Raw genomic sequence first — 13990 nt, 5'->3', positions numbered from 1 at the left:
TTCAGTTAACTCCTTGCTTCCCTGTCGTCATTGATACAGCTGTATCAATACACACCGGAAGCTGTCAAACCGCAAGGAGATTCCATGCGTCATTATGAAATCGTGTTTATGGTCCACCCGGATCAGAGCGAGCAAGTGCCGGCTATGGTCGAGCGCTACACCAGCATTGTTACCGAAAACGGTGGCACTGTGCATCGCTTGGAAGATTGGGGCCGCCGTCACCTGGCTTACCCGATCAACAAGATCCACAAAGCCCACTACGTGCTGATGAACGTTGAGTGCACCGGCGAGACTCTCGAAGAAATCGAGAACATCTTCCGTTTCAACGACGCCATCATCCGCAGCTTGGTTGTTCGCTGTAAAGAAGCGATCACCGAAGCTTCTCCGATGATGAAGCCGGCAGAAGAAAAGCGTCCGCGTCGCGAAGACAAACCGCGCGCTGAAGAAGCTGAAGAAGAAACTGCCTAATTTCATCCACCGCACGTTTTAAGGAGCTAGTCCATGGCACGTTTTTTCCGTCGCCGTAAGTTTTGCCGCTTCACTGCTGAAGGCGTCAAGCAGATCGACTACAAAGATCTCGACACGCTGAAGGCTTACATCACCGAAACCGGCAAGATCGTTCCAAGCCGTATCACCGGCACCAAAGCACGCTATCAGCGTCAGTTGGCGACTGCTATCAAGCGTTCGCGTTACCTGGCACTGCTGCCCTACTCCGATAGCCATCAGTAAGCGTTTAACGTGATGCTGGCACTGGCGAGATGGCTTATGCGGAGCACGCCCTATGCCATTGGCGGGGCGGCGTTAGCGACACTAGTGCCTTGGCTGTTCTGGTTTGGGGCAGCCATTGCCGCGCTAGTAACCTTACGCAAAGGCTTTGCACCTGCGCTTCCGGTCATTATCGCTGCCGCACTACCTGCGGGTTTCTGGTGGTCTCAAGGTGACGTCATTCCACTTGCTAGCGTACTGCTAGTGACGCTGATGGCGGTTATCCTGCGTGAGAGGATGCGTTGGAGTGAAGCGTTAATCGTTGGCACATTAGCGGCAGCGGTTATGGTTCAACTCGGCATTTTTATACCGCCAGGTGGAACACAGTTAATGCTGGAGCAACTGCGAGAAAGCTCTACCGAGATTGATCGCATGCTGACAGAGTTTGCTAACCAAGGTATTGATGCGCCTACGCTCGCCGCTATGGTGATCGGTGGTGTAACAGGCTTGGTGGTATTGTTGGCCGCTATAGCGTGTTTAGCGTTGGCGCGAAGCTGGCAAGCTGGGCTTTATAACCCAGGCGGCTTCCGCGAAGAGTTTCACGCACTTCGCCTATCGCCCAAAGAGTTCGCTGTTTTAGTCGTACTTGGCGTGGTGGGTATGGTGTTGGGAGCGCACGCTCTGGCAATGCTTGGTTGGATTCCACTGCTGGTAGCTGGCATTGCGCTAGTGCATGGGTTTATTGGAATAAAGGGGATGAACGGGCTGTGGCTGGTGGCATTTTATGTGCTGCTGATCACGACCTGGCCCACGATTCTCATTGTGCTGCTGTTGGGGCTGATTGATACATTCGCGAACGTTCGCGCACGCCTTGCCCGCAGCAACTGACAAGAGGTTTACGAGATGGAAGTCATTCTGCTCGACAACATTGGTAAGCTGGGCGGCCTGGGTGACAAAGTCACTGTAAAGCCCGGTTATGGTCGTAACTATTTGGTTCCTTACGGCCTAGCCGTGCCGGCAACCAAAGATAACGTTGAAGCATTCAAAGCCCAGCGTGCTGAGCTTGAAGCCCAAGCCGCTGAGCGTAAAGCAGAAGCTGAAGCGCGTGCTGAGCAGCTTAACGACATCGAATTGTCGTTGGTTTCTAAAGCAGGCGATGAAGGCAAGCTGTTCGGCTCTATCGGTCCTCGTGACTTGGCCGACGCTATTTCCTCTGCTGGCATCGAAGTTGCCAAGAGCGAAGTACGTATGCCGCAAGGTCCGATTCGCCAAACTGGCGAATACGACATCGCTCTACACCTGCATGCAGATGTAGATGCTGTTGTTCGCGTGGTTGTTGTCGCAGAGTAAACGCTCTCGCCAACGCTGACGCCTCGAAGGGCGCGGGTCTTCCCGCGCCCTTTGTCATTTAAGGTTTAAGATCTTTACCATTTAAGATCTTGGTCATTCAAACCGCATGTCTTTTTAATCTATGTCGCTCTAAGCACGGTCAAAAATGTTTGAGGTGTGGGTCGAATTTTTTTGAACGTCGCTTTGCGTAGATAGGTCGCTTATGGTGGGTTTGAGATTGTCCCGCTAAGATAGTCATCGTTATTGGCTACGCTTTATGATTAAGGAGCTCACTATGCAGGACCAGCCTTCTGCTGATCAGGAAACGGCAGCGATAAAGCTGCCGCCGCACTCTCTTGAGGCGGAGCAGTCGGTGCTAGGTGGGCTAATGTTGGATAACCAAGCCTGGGACAATGTCTCGGAACGGTTAGTGGCGGATGATTTTTACCGCTATGAGCATCGCTTGGTGTTCAATGTGATGATTCATTTGGCTGAATCTGGACAGCCGTTGGACGTTATAACGCTGTCAGAGGCATTAGAAGCGCGTGACCAGTTGGATACTGTGGGTGGTTTAGCATTCTTAGCTGAGCTGGCCCGCAATACGCCTTCTGCCAGTAATATTCGCGCTTATGCCGATATCGTTCGCGAGCGGGCAACGCTGCGTAAATTAATCCGTGCGGCCAATCAAATTGCTGATGGGGCGTTTTCCCCGCAGGGCCGGCCTGCTGATGAGCTGCTTAACGAAGCTGAGCGATTAGTATTTCAGATTGCTGAAGAGCGACCGAAAACCGGTGGGCCTATCGGAATGAGCGAACTGCTGACCAAAGCCGTTGATCGCATTGATGAGCTGTTCAATCTAAAAGGTGAAATGACAGGTCTCTCCTCGGGGTTTCGTGACCTCGATGAAATGACCTCAGGCTTACAGCCCTCAGATTTGGTGATTATTGCGGGCCGCCCATCAATGGGTAAAACCACTTTTGCCATGAATCTAGTCGAACACGCGGTTATTGCTAGCGATAAGCCGGTGATGGTGTTCTCCATGGAGATGCCCGCAGAATCTCTAATGCTGCGTATGCTCTCTTCGTTGGGTCGGATTGATCAAACCCGCGTGCGTTCGGGGCAGTTGGAAGATGAAGATTGGCCGCGACTAACGTCTGCAGTCAATCTGCTCAAAGACAAGCAGCTATTTATAGATGATACTGCGGCGCTTTCACCTAATGAAATGCGCTCCCGCCTGCGTAGAGTGGTGCGTGAGCACGGCAATATGGCGCTCATCATGATTGACTATCTGCAGCTAATGCAGATTCCTGGCTTCTCTGAAAACCGTACCGGTGAGATATCAGAGATATCCCGCTCGCTGAAAGGGCTGGCAAAAGAGTTTCAATGTCCTGTTGTAGCACTTTCACAGCTTAACCGGTCGTTGGAGCAGCGTCCCAATAAGCGTCCTGTCATGTCGGATTTGCGGGAGTCCGGTGCGATTGAGCAGGATGCCGACGTTATTGCGTTTGTTTACCGAGATGAGGTGTATAACCCTGACAATCCTGATAACCAGGGGATTGCCGAGCTTATTATTGGTAAACAGCGTAACGGGCCTATCGGTACGGTACATATGGCATTTATTGGTAAATACACACGCTTTGAAGACCTTGCGCCCGATAGCTATGGCGAAGCGTTCGGCGATTAACTTGAGCGTTAGGGGGGAGAACGTATAATGCTCCTCCTCGACGAAGCAGATAGACAGGAGTAGCAAATGGCAGGTGGTTTTAGACGTGGTAACCGTAAGCGTCTTCCTAAGCTGGAAGGCCGCGGGGAGCTACAGTCACTAGAGCGAGAAGGGCCATTTAAAGAGTGGTTGGGAATGCCTGACCTCTACCGTTACTTCCTGGTAGTCGAAGGGGAAAAATATAGCTATCAAACTGAAGATTCAGAACTGCCGGTAACGGTGGGCGATAAAGTGGTTTTCCGTTACAAGGAAACTAAAGGCGGTAACTGGATAGATCGTAACTCGTTAGGTAAAGCAATCGACCCCTCTGAGTATCAATAATTCGACGAATAAGTTGACGTTTTGGTCAGGAACTCTTTTGTGAAGTTGCCGTCTTAGGCAGTTAGTGCCAAGGTAATAAAATTGTCATGGGGTATCGTCATGCTGTGCCCCATGATGATGAACAATCATAGGAGGGAACCATGGAACTAAAAGAACTGAAGCAATTTGTTGCGGGTCACGACAATTTTGAAATACGCGTTATAACGCATTCGGGCAGCCGTTTTTATCAAGTAGAGCTTGAAGATGTAGAGGGCGAGCGGCATATGTTGACGCAGCGTGGTAAGCCAATGCTGTTCCGCTCGCTAGATGATGTTTATCTTGAGCTAAAACGCGCAGGGATTCATCGCGCTTACTTAGTGCAGCATGTGCCCCAGGATGAAGTGATTGGGCGCGATGCTCATTACAGCTCGCCATTAACGTCACGTATGCCCTTAGTGTTTTAACACTACAAACGTTTCGGTACCTTATGGCGTCCTCACTTGTTAGCGTGACGCTTCTCCCACCATTGTCCTAGCCGCACACGGCGACGGGCAAAAAAACGATAGCCTGCATCCATTATTCCTCGCAGGCCTGGTAAGCAAGAAAGCCACACTAGCCACCGGTAGCCCAGTACTGCATAGAGGGCCCGGCTGGCATCCATCCCGATATACCAATTCCCTTGGTTATCTTTGACATGCAGTAGCCCCATCATGTCGTCAAACCTGCGTCCTACATCGGCTGCATTGAAATCACGACTCTGAATATCCACTAGAGCGACACGTTCTTGATGGCGATGCTTTGCAAGCCACGCGACTTCCACGCGACAAAAAGGACAGTGGCCATCGTGATATAGCGTGACAGGTGACGTTGCGTGAAGCGTAGAGAAACGGCTCATTGAGTACCCTTTGATAGATAGCCTTGTGTGTGGGAGGTCTGGCCGTAGCCTGGACTGGTGGGTAGCGAGGCAAGAAATTGTTCAGCCTGCTGACGCATCGCGTCACGCTTTTCGTCTTTCATGCGAGAGAGTGACCCATAGATCAGTTTCATGCGTGGGTTGCGGTTCAGCTGTTCAGCGTTGGTTTCCAGAAAATGCCAGTAAAGGCTGTTAAATGGGCACGCTTTTGGACCAGTTACTTGTTTCGGGGAATAGCGACAGTGCTGGCAATGGTCAGACATCTTGTCGATATATTTGCCGGAGGCGCAATAAGGTTTGGAGCCCATTAGACCGCCGTCAGCATGCAGCACCATACCCAGAGTGTTAGGCAGCTCCACCCATTCGCAGGCGTCGGCATACACTGCTAGATACCAGTCGCAAAGTGCTTCAGGCTTAACACCGCACAGCAGGGCAAAGTTGCCAGTTACCATCAAGCGCTGAATATGATGAGCGTAGCTGTTTTCGATAGTCATTTGGATAGCGCGCTGTAAGCAGCGCATATCGGTATTGCCATCCCAGTAAAATGCTGGCAATTCTCGCTCAAAGCCAAGCCGGTTCTCTCGCTTGTAAGTCGGCATTTGTGTCCAATAAAGCCCTCGAACATACTCTCGCCAACCCAGTATTTGACGAATGAATCCTTCGACTGCATTGATAGGCGCATGACCTGCTAGATAGCGCTGCTCAGCGGCCTCACAGACTTCATGAGGTGTAAGCAGGCCGATATTGAGTGCCGCCGATAGTCTGGAGTGAAAAAGGAACGGCTCTTCATCGCTAATCGCATCTTGGTAGCGCCCAAAGTCGGCTAGTCCATGATCAAGGAAGTGGTTTAAATCCACTAGCGCCTGTCGACGGGTAACGGGGAGGTTGAAGTTATCCAGAGACCCCATGTGTTCGCTAAAATGATGCTTGGCATCAGTGAGCGCTTCCTGGGTTAGTGCATCTTGACGGTGGGTGGGAAGCGATGGAAAGCTGAGCGTTGCTTTCATTGGCTCACGGTTGTCATGGTCAAAGTTCCATTTCCCTTCTGCAGGTGTATCACCTTCCATCAGTAGCCCAGTTCGTTTGCGCTGCTCCCGATAGAAATACTCCAGACGAAGCTGTTTACGTCCTTTAGCCCAGTTGGCAAAGTCATCAGGTGAGGTGAAAAAGCGATCATCTTCGATCACTTTCCAGGGTAGGGTGGCTGCTTGGCGCTGCTGCATAGCATCCCAGAGTCGCCATTCGCCAGGTCTTGCTACGCACACTTCATGGCAGCCGTACTGAATGGCAATACGTTCGGCTTCTGTGATGAGTGACTGGGTATTGTCAGCATCATCAATGCGGCTGTAGTGAACGTTATAACCTTTATCGCGCAGCGCCTGAGCAAAGTGTCGCATGGCGGCCATGAATAAGCCGATTTTATGTATATGATGAGGCACATAACGCGCTTCTTCGGCGACTTCGCAAAGCGCAATGACTGCGTCAGTCGGCGCATTGCGCAGGGTTGCCAATGAAAGCGAAAGCTGATCACCAAGAACTAACAATAAAGGCTTAGACATGAGTTGGCCCGCAGTTATACAAATAATGCTGATAGTATAACTTTATGCCGCAACTTTGCCGAAAAGTGTTAAGATTTTGTCAACTATTTAAAGTATCTGAGGAGTTAGCGACATGGTCGATAGCGTTGTGAAAGATCAGCCGGGCGAAGGGCGCTTGGCCCATGCGCCAAGTGATCATCCTGCCGTTCCCCCTGCAAAAGTGGGCGTGGTGTTGGCTAACTTGGGCACCCCGGACGCAACCGACTATTGGTCTATGCGGCGCTATCTTAATGAGTTTTTGTCTGATAAGCGTGTTGTCGATTATGCCAATTGGAAGTGGCAACCACTTTTGCAACTGATTATTTTGACCAAGCGCCCATTTTCTTCTGGCCACGCTTACAAAAGTATTTGGAACAACGAGAAAAATGAGAGCCCGTTGTTGACGACGACGCGTGCTCAAACTGAAAAAATGGCCGCACGTTTGAAAGCACTCTATGGTGATAGCATTGAAGTTGATTTCTGTATGCGCTATGGCAATCCGTCGACGGAAAGTGTCCTTAATCGTATGAAAGAGAAGGGCTGTGAGCGGATTGTTTTTTTTCCGCTTTACCCTCAGTACGGCTCGCCTACCACTGCGACTGCAAATGATCAGGCATTTCGTACGCTGATGAAAATGAAGTGGCAGCCCTATATTCGTACGGTGCCGGCTTATTTTGAGCACCCTTCCTATATTCAAGCGCTAGCGAATTCTGTTCAGGAAGCCTATGAGGGCTTTGAAACGCGTCCGACGAAACTGGTGGCTAGCTACCACGGTGTCCCTGAGCGTTACCTATTAGAAGGTGACCCCTACCACTGTCAATGTCAGAAAACGACGCGCTTAATGCGTGAAAAACTAGGGCTGAGCAAAGAGGAGGTAGATACCGCCTTCCAGTCTCAGTTCGGCCCAGAGAAGTGGGTAGGCCCGCAAACTGTCGATCATGTGGCTGAGCTTGCCAAGCAAGGGCACAAGCACATTGCGATTATGTCGCCTGCATTCTCTTCTGATTGTGTTGAAACGCTGGAAGAGATTAAAGAAGAGATTCACGATAGTTTTATGGAAGCAGGAGGCGAGACGTTTAGTTATATTCCTTGCTTGAATGATCGAGACGATCACATTGATGCTTTGCTAGCGGTTGTTAACAACGAGCTGGCGGGGTGGCTTTCCGTTTCCAAATAGTGCGTTTTGTCTTAAGCCGCCAAGGTGCTTAACTAAGGCGGCTTTTTTTATGGGTCCTAGATTTCTAGAATTTTGACCAACCTTGGTATAAGGTCTGTGCATTAAAAGTCACATTTATTCAACGCTTAGGGCTGCTCAATGTTGCTGCTGCCTTAGGGTTAACTGACATGTTCTTACAGGGAGAAACCACCGGATGCAATTCGCTGTATTAATGGGCTTTGTGCTGGCAGCGTCGTCGCCTTTGCTCAACCGCTGGTTTGGAGAACGAACGAGCCTAGTGCTGGCTCTGTTTCCTGCCTTGATGGCTACTTGGCTATTAAGTCAGGCTCCCGCCGTTATAAGTGAAGGGCCGCTACTGTTGGAGTGGTCTTGGGTGCCGTCATTAGGTATCAGCTTGAGCTTTCTGCTTGATGGGCTGTCACTGTTATTCGGGCTGCTGATTACCGTTATTGGTACTTTCGTGTTGATTTATGCAGGTGGTTATCTCAAAGGCCATGCCGATATCGCGCGCTTTCATATAGCGCTTGTAGCTTTTATGGCCTCTATGTTGGGGCTGGTGCTTGCCGATGGATTGCTTACGCTTTTCGTCTTTTGGGAATTAACCAGCATCACCTCTTATTTGCTGATTGGCTTTAACCATACCGATATGGAGGCAAGAAAATCCGCGCGTCAGGGGCTATTTGTGACAGTTGCCGGGGGATTGGCACTGATGGCAGGCTTGGTGTTATTGGGAGTAGCAAGCGGTAGCTGGTCGTTTTATGAGATTGGTCAAATGGAAAGCGATCTCCGTGAGCATTCGCTTTATACCCCTATGCTCATTTGCTTGCTGCTGGGTGCATTTACAAAATCAGCCCAGTTTCCTTTTCATTTTTGGTTACCCAACGCCATGGCGGCGCCGACGCCTGTATCGGCATACTTGCACTCCGCCACTATGGTCAAAGCGGGTATTTACTTACTGGCACGCTTACAACCTGAGTTGGGTGGTACAGCGCTGTGGGTCGGAATATTGTCGGTTGTCGGTGCTACTACGATGCTGACAGGTGCCTTCTTGGCGATCTATCACACCAATATTAAAAAGCTATTGGCTTATTCCACCATTATGGCACTTGGCACGTTAACCATGCTTTTAGGCATTGGTTCTGAGTACGCCATGACGGCATTTGTTACGTTTTTGCTTGCCCATTCGATGTACAAAGGGGCGCTGTTTATGGTCGCAGGTATTTTGGACCATGAAACTGGCACCAAAGACGTCACCGCAATGGGCGGATTGAAGTCTGCCATGCCAATCACGGCGGTGATTGCTTGTGTCGCGACACTGTCACTGGCAGGTGTGCCGCCGCTATTTGGCTTCATTGGTAAAGAGTTGATGCTAGAGGCGGCGCTGGGGGCAGAGCGTTTTAAAATGTTGTTAGTCTTATTTGCCTTTCTGGCCGCTATTCTGACGATTGCGGTGGCTGCCATTATCGCCTTCCGTCCTTTTTATGGTCGGCAAATTGAAACCCCCAAAACACCCCATGAAGCGCCTTTTAGTATGCTAGTTGGGCCCGCGGTGTTGGCGCTTGGTTCACTTGTGTTAGGGCTGGCACCAGCCATGTTAGGGGCCGATGCGTTACTTACTTCAGCCGCAACAGCAGTGGCGGGCGAGTCGTTGCCGGTTTCATTATCGCTTTGGTATGGCATTAACATGGCGCTAATTATGTCGATCGTCAGTCTTGGACTAGGCTTTTTACTGTTTAAACGCTGGGATGCTGTGCGCTGTAAGCTAGCGATGCTGGCACCGCTAATGCGGCATGGCCCTGAAGCAGGTTATGAGGGCCTGATGAATAGCATTGTGCGTTTTTCCGAATGGCAAACACGCCTGCTGCAAAACGGTTATATGCGCAACTATATTCTCGTCATGCTGGTGGTGCTGATCGTTTTGATTGGTAACTCAATACTTGTGCGCCATGCACCCCAGCTGGCATTAACGCTGGACGTGCGCTTCCATGAGGTAATTGTCGCTAGCACCATGGTAATGGGGGCTTTGTTTGCCACCATTTCCCGTTCACGTCTTGGAGCTGTGGTGTCGGTCGGCATCATGGGATTCTCGATTGCGCTTATTTTTATTCTCTTCAGTGCTCCCGATTTAGGCATTACCCAACTTCTGGTTGAGACGCTAACCGTTATTTTATTGGTTTTGGTGCTCTTCAGGTTGCCTCGTTTTTCTAATCTATCTACCAACCTTGAACGAATTCGCGATGGTGCTGTAGCGGCGACGATGGGGGTTCTGATTTTCCTACTAATTATGACCGCATGGAGTATCGACCAGTTTGAGCCGATTTCAGCGTATATGATCGAAAATAGTGCACCTCTTGCCTATGGTCGCAACATCGTAAATGTCATCTTGGTGGACTATCGCGCCCTCGACACGCTAGGTGAAATGTTTGTGCTTGCGCTCGCTGCTATTGGGGTTATCGCCATGCTTAAACTGCGTCACGACACAGATGAAGGCAAGGCAGTAGATGGCGAAAAAGCCAGTGTTAAGGAGCCCTACGATGGTTAAATCCGGCACCATTATTCTCAACACTGCGGCGCGGTTTTTGATGCCGCTACAGCTGATGTTTTCAATTTTCCTATTGCTGCGTGGACACGATGAACCCGGTGGTGGATTTATTGCTGGGCTAGTAGCAGCAGGGGCTTTCACGCTTTACCTGTTTGCCTTTGGCGTTAGTGCCACCAAAGATGTGCTGCGTATGGTTGATCCACGCGACTTAATTGGGGTTGGGCTGCTGCTGGGGATGATTTCGGTGGTGCCAGCTTGGTTTATGGATCAACCGTTTTTAACTGCTCAGTGGTGGACTATCCCCGTGATCGATTTTAAAGCGTCTACACCGCTCATTTTCGATGTTGGGGTTTATCTTGCGGTACTTGGTTCGGTGATGGGAATGGTGATGGCGCTGATGGAGGTGGATAAGGATGAACCTTAGTAACTCAGGAGGCCCCGTATGGAACCGCTAATGGCATTAGCGATAGGGCTACTCTACGCCGCCGCTATTTTTATGATGTTACGTCGCTCTATTGTGAAGTTGGTGATTGGCCTGCTGCTGCTTTCGAACGCTGCCAATTTGCTGATTTTTACCACAGCAGGTATGACGCGTGGAGCGCCGCCATTAATACCGGAGGGCATGTTACAGCCATTAGGCGAGGTAGCAGACCCATTACCCCAAGCCGTTGTATTGACAGCTATTGTCATTGCATTTGGGGTGCTGGCATTTGCTGTCGTGTTAATTCGCCGTGCCTACGAAATTGTAAAGGCAGATGATTTGGACAAAATGAAGGATACAGACACGTGAGGCCTGAAGTTGCATTGCCCGTCCTGCTGCCACTGCTTTCTGGCGCTCTTTCATTACTTTTTTGGCGTTCTCGTCCCGTCCAGCGCTTTATCGCGGTAGCGGGTAATGTGGCGCTATTGCTAGTGAGTATATGGCTGTTTGTTGCTGTGTTAGCTGATGGTTACATCACCATGCAGATGGGCAGCTGGCCAGCTCCGTTTGGTATTACGCTAATTGCCGATATGTTGAGTGCCGTCATGATTTTAATGACGGGCATTATTGGTTTGGCAATGGGGGTTTATTCGTTAGCCACTACTGGGCGAGGGCATGAAAAATTTGGCTACTATCCGCTGATGCATTTGCTGTTAGCTGGGGTGGCGGGAGCCTTTTTAACCGGCGACATTTTCAATCTGTATGTTTGGTTTGAAGTAATGCTGGTGGCGTCTTTTGCACTGTTAATTTTGGGTGGTGAGCGGGCGCAGATGGAAGGCGCTATCAAATATGTCACGTTGAACTTGCTGGCCTCGGTGATTTTTTTAACAGCTGTAGGGCTACTGTATGGCACGGTAGGCACGCTAAACATGGCTGACATCGCGCTGCGTATGGATGAGGCAGAGCATAGTGGGATGGTCGAGGTGCTTGCCGTTATGTTTATGGTGGCATTTGGTATTAAAGCTGCTGCCTTTCCGCTCTTTTTCTGGCTGCCTGCCTCTTATCACACGCCGCCAGTAGCGGTATCGGCACTGTTTGCTGGTTTGCTGACAAAGGTGGGGGTGTACTCATTATTTCGTGTGTTCACCCTTATTTTCGATCAAACGATGGGGTATCTGCAGGACATAATGCTTTGGGGCGCTGTATTAACGATGGTCACTGGCGTGCTTGGTGCTGCCGCTCAGTATGAGTTCCGGCGCATTCTTTCATTCCATATAGTCAGCCAGATTGGTTACATGATTCTGGGCTTGGCGCTTTACACACCGCTAGCGATTGCGGGTGGTGTATTCGCCATCGTGCATAACATCGTTGTTAAAACGAACCTGTTCCTGATCAGTGGCATTACCCACCGTCTGCAAGGTACTTATCAGCTTAAAAAAATGGGTGGCCTTTATCGAGAGCGTCCTTGGTTAGCCGTGGCGTTCTTTATCTCGGCGTTTTCGCTGGCGGGCATTCCTCCACTATCAGGTTTCTTTGCCAAGTTTGTGCTAGTTCGAGCTGGCCTGGAAGCAGAGGCGTATGTAGCGACAGGGTTTGCACTGGCAGTCGGGCTCATGACGCTCTATTCAATGGTGAAAATTTGGAACGATGTATTTTGGAAAGCCTTGCCAGAAGAAAACAATGTACCTGCCTCCCAAACCTCCGTTGGTGATGACGGTCGATTACTAAAACCAAACCTATGGATGATGTATACGCCGGTCATTGTGCTGGCCATGATGTCGTTATTAATAGGTGTTTTTGCTGAGCCAATGATGCAGGTGATGACCCTAATTGGTGATCAGTTAATGTCCCCATCAGGTTACATTGAGGCTGTAATGGGCGTCTCTGCAAGCGCTGAAGCTGCATTGCTTGACCCGATTGAGTTGCAGGCGGAGCAAATAGGTGACCGTACGGAGGACTCCCCATGACTGGTGCGATCTGGAACCTTTTACTTGGCTTAGCTTGGGTGCTATTAAGTGGCGATTTTACCGGGCTTAATCTTCTGGTGGGGATGATTTTCGGCTATATAGCGTTGTTGTTAATCGAACCTCAAGTCGATGCACTAAAAGGCTATCCGGCTCGTGTGCCGAGGATTATCGGGTTTGTTGGCTTTTTTATTAAGGAACTAGTGCAGGCGAACCTTCGGGTTGCCTTCGACATATTGACACCACCCTGGCATATGAAGCCCGGTGTTATTGCTTTCCCCCTTTCTGCGCATACTGAGATGGAAATTACCATGGTGGCTAATTTGATCTCGCTAACGCCGGGCACGTTAAGTCTTGATGTCTCTGACGATCGGAAAGTGCTCTATATCCACGCCATGTTTTTGGATGATGAAGAAGAGCTTCGAAATAATTTAAAAGAGATGGAACATCGTGCACTGGAGCTATTTCGTTAATGGATACCGTTATTCTGATAAGCCAGGTAATTATGGGGCTGGCACTTATACTGACCTTCGTACGTGTCGTGCGTGGCCCCAGCTTACCCGACCGCGTCGTTGCACTTGAGCTGTTTTCCACTACCGTGGTGGGCTTAGTTGGTGTGTATGCTATTCAATCGGGTGTGGCAAGTTTTCTGGATGCGGCAATCGTGATTGCTCTGATGGGTTTTTTAGCAGCCATTGGGTTTGCTCGATTTCTGGAACGAGGGGGGCCGCGAGATGATTGAGTTTATCAAAGGCACGCTGTTGATAGTCGGGTCGAGTTTTATGTTGCTTGCTGCCATCGGCTTGCTAAGGTTACCGGATCTACTGACCCGAATGCACGCGACTACTAAGGCTGCAGCGCTTGGCGTTATTTTAATTATGCTTGCCTCAGCCATGCACTTTGCCGAAGTTGGTGTGGTTGCGCGCTCGTTCGCGATTATTGTGTTTATTTTAATAACGGCACCGATAGCCGCCCATGTTATTGGTAGGGCAGGCTATTTTGTTGGCTCACGTCTCTGGAGCGGCACCGTTAAGGATGAGCTGAGGCCCAATTATGATCCGCTTACTCATGAGCTTAAAAGTGGCTTAGAAACCCATGAAAATGCCAAACGGCATCCGCGCACCACAGATCCTGATTGACTGTCATTTTCTAACGTCCCCCCCTGCTGATGTATCTCATCGAAAAGCCATCCACTCGGATGGCTTTTTTATTTTCAGCATCTTGAATGAAGGATGGGGAAAAGCTTTGGTAAAACAGATAGAAAATAGTGCCGTGTCAAAACATGTACGCCATTTTATATACAATAGTTATACTGTATAGGATAATGTGTCTATGTTTT

The 13990-nt window shown here is 49.9% G+C and carries 17 protein-coding genes; 15 read left to right on the top strand and 2 right to left on the bottom strand.

The genetic code is table 11. The features are described from left to right. Positions 1-84: 84 nt before the first annotated feature. The 7 genes from rpsF to B6A39_RS12995 all read left to right on the top strand — a co-directional run bounded on the left by rpsF (position 85) and on the right by B6A39_RS12995 (position 4521). Positions 85-468 (top strand): 30S ribosomal protein S6, encoded by a 384-nt coding sequence (gene rpsF / locus B6A39_RS13025; RefSeq protein ID WP_009721681.1) that lies wholly within the window; start codon positions 85-87, stop codon positions 466-468. Between the two features lie 33 nt (positions 469-501). Further along, on the top strand, positions 502-729 hold the full coding sequence (gene rpsR, locus B6A39_RS13020) for a 30S ribosomal protein S18 (RefSeq protein WP_009097135.1): 228 nt from the start codon (positions 502-504) through the stop codon (positions 727-729). 12 nt (positions 730-741) lie between these two features. After that, the gene (locus B6A39_RS13015; RefSeq protein ID WP_083006367.1) at positions 742-1593 is read left to right on the top strand and encodes a hypothetical protein; all 852 of its coding nucleotides are present in this window, start codon (positions 742-744) and stop codon (positions 1591-1593) included. Positions 1594-1608: 15 nt separating this feature from the next. Next, positions 1609-2055: a 50S ribosomal protein L9 gene (gene rplI, locus B6A39_RS13010; protein ID WP_083006365.1), complete on the top strand. Its 447-nt coding sequence runs from the start codon at positions 1609-1611 to the stop codon at positions 2053-2055. Between the two features lie 274 nt (positions 2056-2329). Next, a complete protein-coding gene (gene dnaB, locus B6A39_RS13005; RefSeq protein WP_009721684.1) occupies positions 2330-3718 on the top strand; it encodes a replicative DNA helicase in 1389 nt (462 codons plus the stop codon). 66 nt (positions 3719-3784) lie between these two features. Further along, complete coding sequence (locus tag B6A39_RS13000; RefSeq protein ID WP_009721685.1) at positions 3785-4078, top strand: hypothetical protein; 294 nt, start codon at positions 3785-3787, stop codon at positions 4076-4078. Positions 4079-4218: 140 nt separating this feature from the next. Continuing rightward, a complete protein-coding gene (locus B6A39_RS12995) occupies positions 4219-4521 on the top strand; it encodes a DUF6482 family protein (protein ID WP_009721686.1) in 303 nt (100 codons plus the stop codon). A 32-nt stretch (positions 4522-4553) separates the two neighbouring features. On the opposite strand, the gene B6A39_RS12990 is transcribed toward B6A39_RS12995, so the two are convergent. Together B6A39_RS12990 and B6A39_RS12985 are read right to left on the bottom strand one after the other, a co-directional pair. Continuing rightward, positions 4554-4952 (bottom strand): thiol-disulfide oxidoreductase DCC family protein, encoded by a 399-nt coding sequence (locus tag B6A39_RS12990; RefSeq protein ID WP_083006362.1) that lies wholly within the window; start codon positions 4950-4952, stop codon positions 4554-4556. Beyond that, positions 4949-6529 (bottom strand): cryptochrome/photolyase family protein, encoded by a 1581-nt coding sequence (locus B6A39_RS12985; protein ID WP_083006360.1) that lies wholly within the window; start codon positions 6527-6529, stop codon positions 4949-4951. The genes B6A39_RS12990 and B6A39_RS12985 overlap by 4 nt, the downstream gene beginning before the upstream one ends. A gap of 112 nt (positions 6530-6641) precedes the next feature. On the opposite strand from B6A39_RS12985, the gene hemH reads away from it, so the two are divergent. The 8 genes from hemH (at position 6642) to mnhG (ending at position 13790) form a co-directional block, all read left to right on the top strand. Further along, on the top strand, positions 6642-7724 hold the full coding sequence (hemH, locus tag B6A39_RS12980; RefSeq protein ID WP_083006359.1) for a ferrochelatase: 1083 nt from the start codon (positions 6642-6644) through the stop codon (positions 7722-7724). A 193-nt stretch (positions 7725-7917) separates the two neighbouring features. Continuing rightward, complete coding sequence (locus tag B6A39_RS12975) at positions 7918-10266, top strand: putative monovalent cation/H+ antiporter subunit A (protein WP_083006357.1); 2349 nt, start codon at positions 7918-7920, stop codon at positions 10264-10266. Then, complete coding sequence (locus B6A39_RS12970; protein ID WP_083006355.1) at positions 10259-10690, top strand: Na+/H+ antiporter subunit B; 432 nt, start codon at positions 10259-10261, stop codon at positions 10688-10690. The genes B6A39_RS12975 and B6A39_RS12970 overlap by 8 nt, the downstream gene beginning before the upstream one ends. A gap of 18 nt (positions 10691-10708) precedes the next feature. Then, positions 10709-11056, top strand: coding sequence for a Na+/H+ antiporter subunit C (locus tag B6A39_RS12965; protein WP_009721692.1), 348 nt, complete (start codon positions 10709-10711; stop codon positions 11054-11056). Further along, complete coding sequence (locus B6A39_RS12960) at positions 11053-12654, top strand: Na+/H+ antiporter subunit D (protein ID WP_083006353.1); 1602 nt, start codon at positions 11053-11055, stop codon at positions 12652-12654. The genes B6A39_RS12965 and B6A39_RS12960 overlap by 4 nt, the downstream gene beginning before the upstream one ends. Continuing rightward, positions 12651-13124 carry a Na+/H+ antiporter subunit E gene (locus tag B6A39_RS12955; protein WP_083006351.1) on the top strand — a complete coding sequence of 158 codons (474 nt, stop codon included), beginning with the start codon at positions 12651-12653 and terminating at the stop codon, positions 13122-13124. Before B6A39_RS12960 ends, B6A39_RS12955 begins: the two co-directional genes overlap by 4 nt. After that, positions 13124-13393 carry a monovalent cation/H+ antiporter complex subunit F gene (locus B6A39_RS12950; RefSeq protein ID WP_083006349.1) on the top strand — a complete coding sequence of 90 codons (270 nt, stop codon included), beginning with the start codon at positions 13124-13126 and terminating at the stop codon, positions 13391-13393. The genes B6A39_RS12955 and B6A39_RS12950 overlap by 1 nt, the downstream gene beginning before the upstream one ends. Continuing rightward, positions 13386-13790: a monovalent cation/H(+) antiporter subunit G gene (gene mnhG, locus B6A39_RS12945; protein WP_083006347.1), complete on the top strand. Its 405-nt coding sequence runs from the start codon at positions 13386-13388 to the stop codon at positions 13788-13790. The genes B6A39_RS12950 and mnhG overlap by 8 nt, the downstream gene beginning before the upstream one ends. The last annotated feature ends 200 nt before the right edge of the window (positions 13791-13990 follow it).

The sequence above is a fragment of the Halomonas sp. GT genome (genome assembly GCF_002082565.1).
In the GTDB taxonomy this organism is placed as follows: Bacteria; Pseudomonadota; Gammaproteobacteria; order Pseudomonadales; family Halomonadaceae; genus Vreelandella.
Note: the sequence above shows the minus strand (reverse complement) of the source record. Positions and strands in the feature narration are given on the sequence as shown.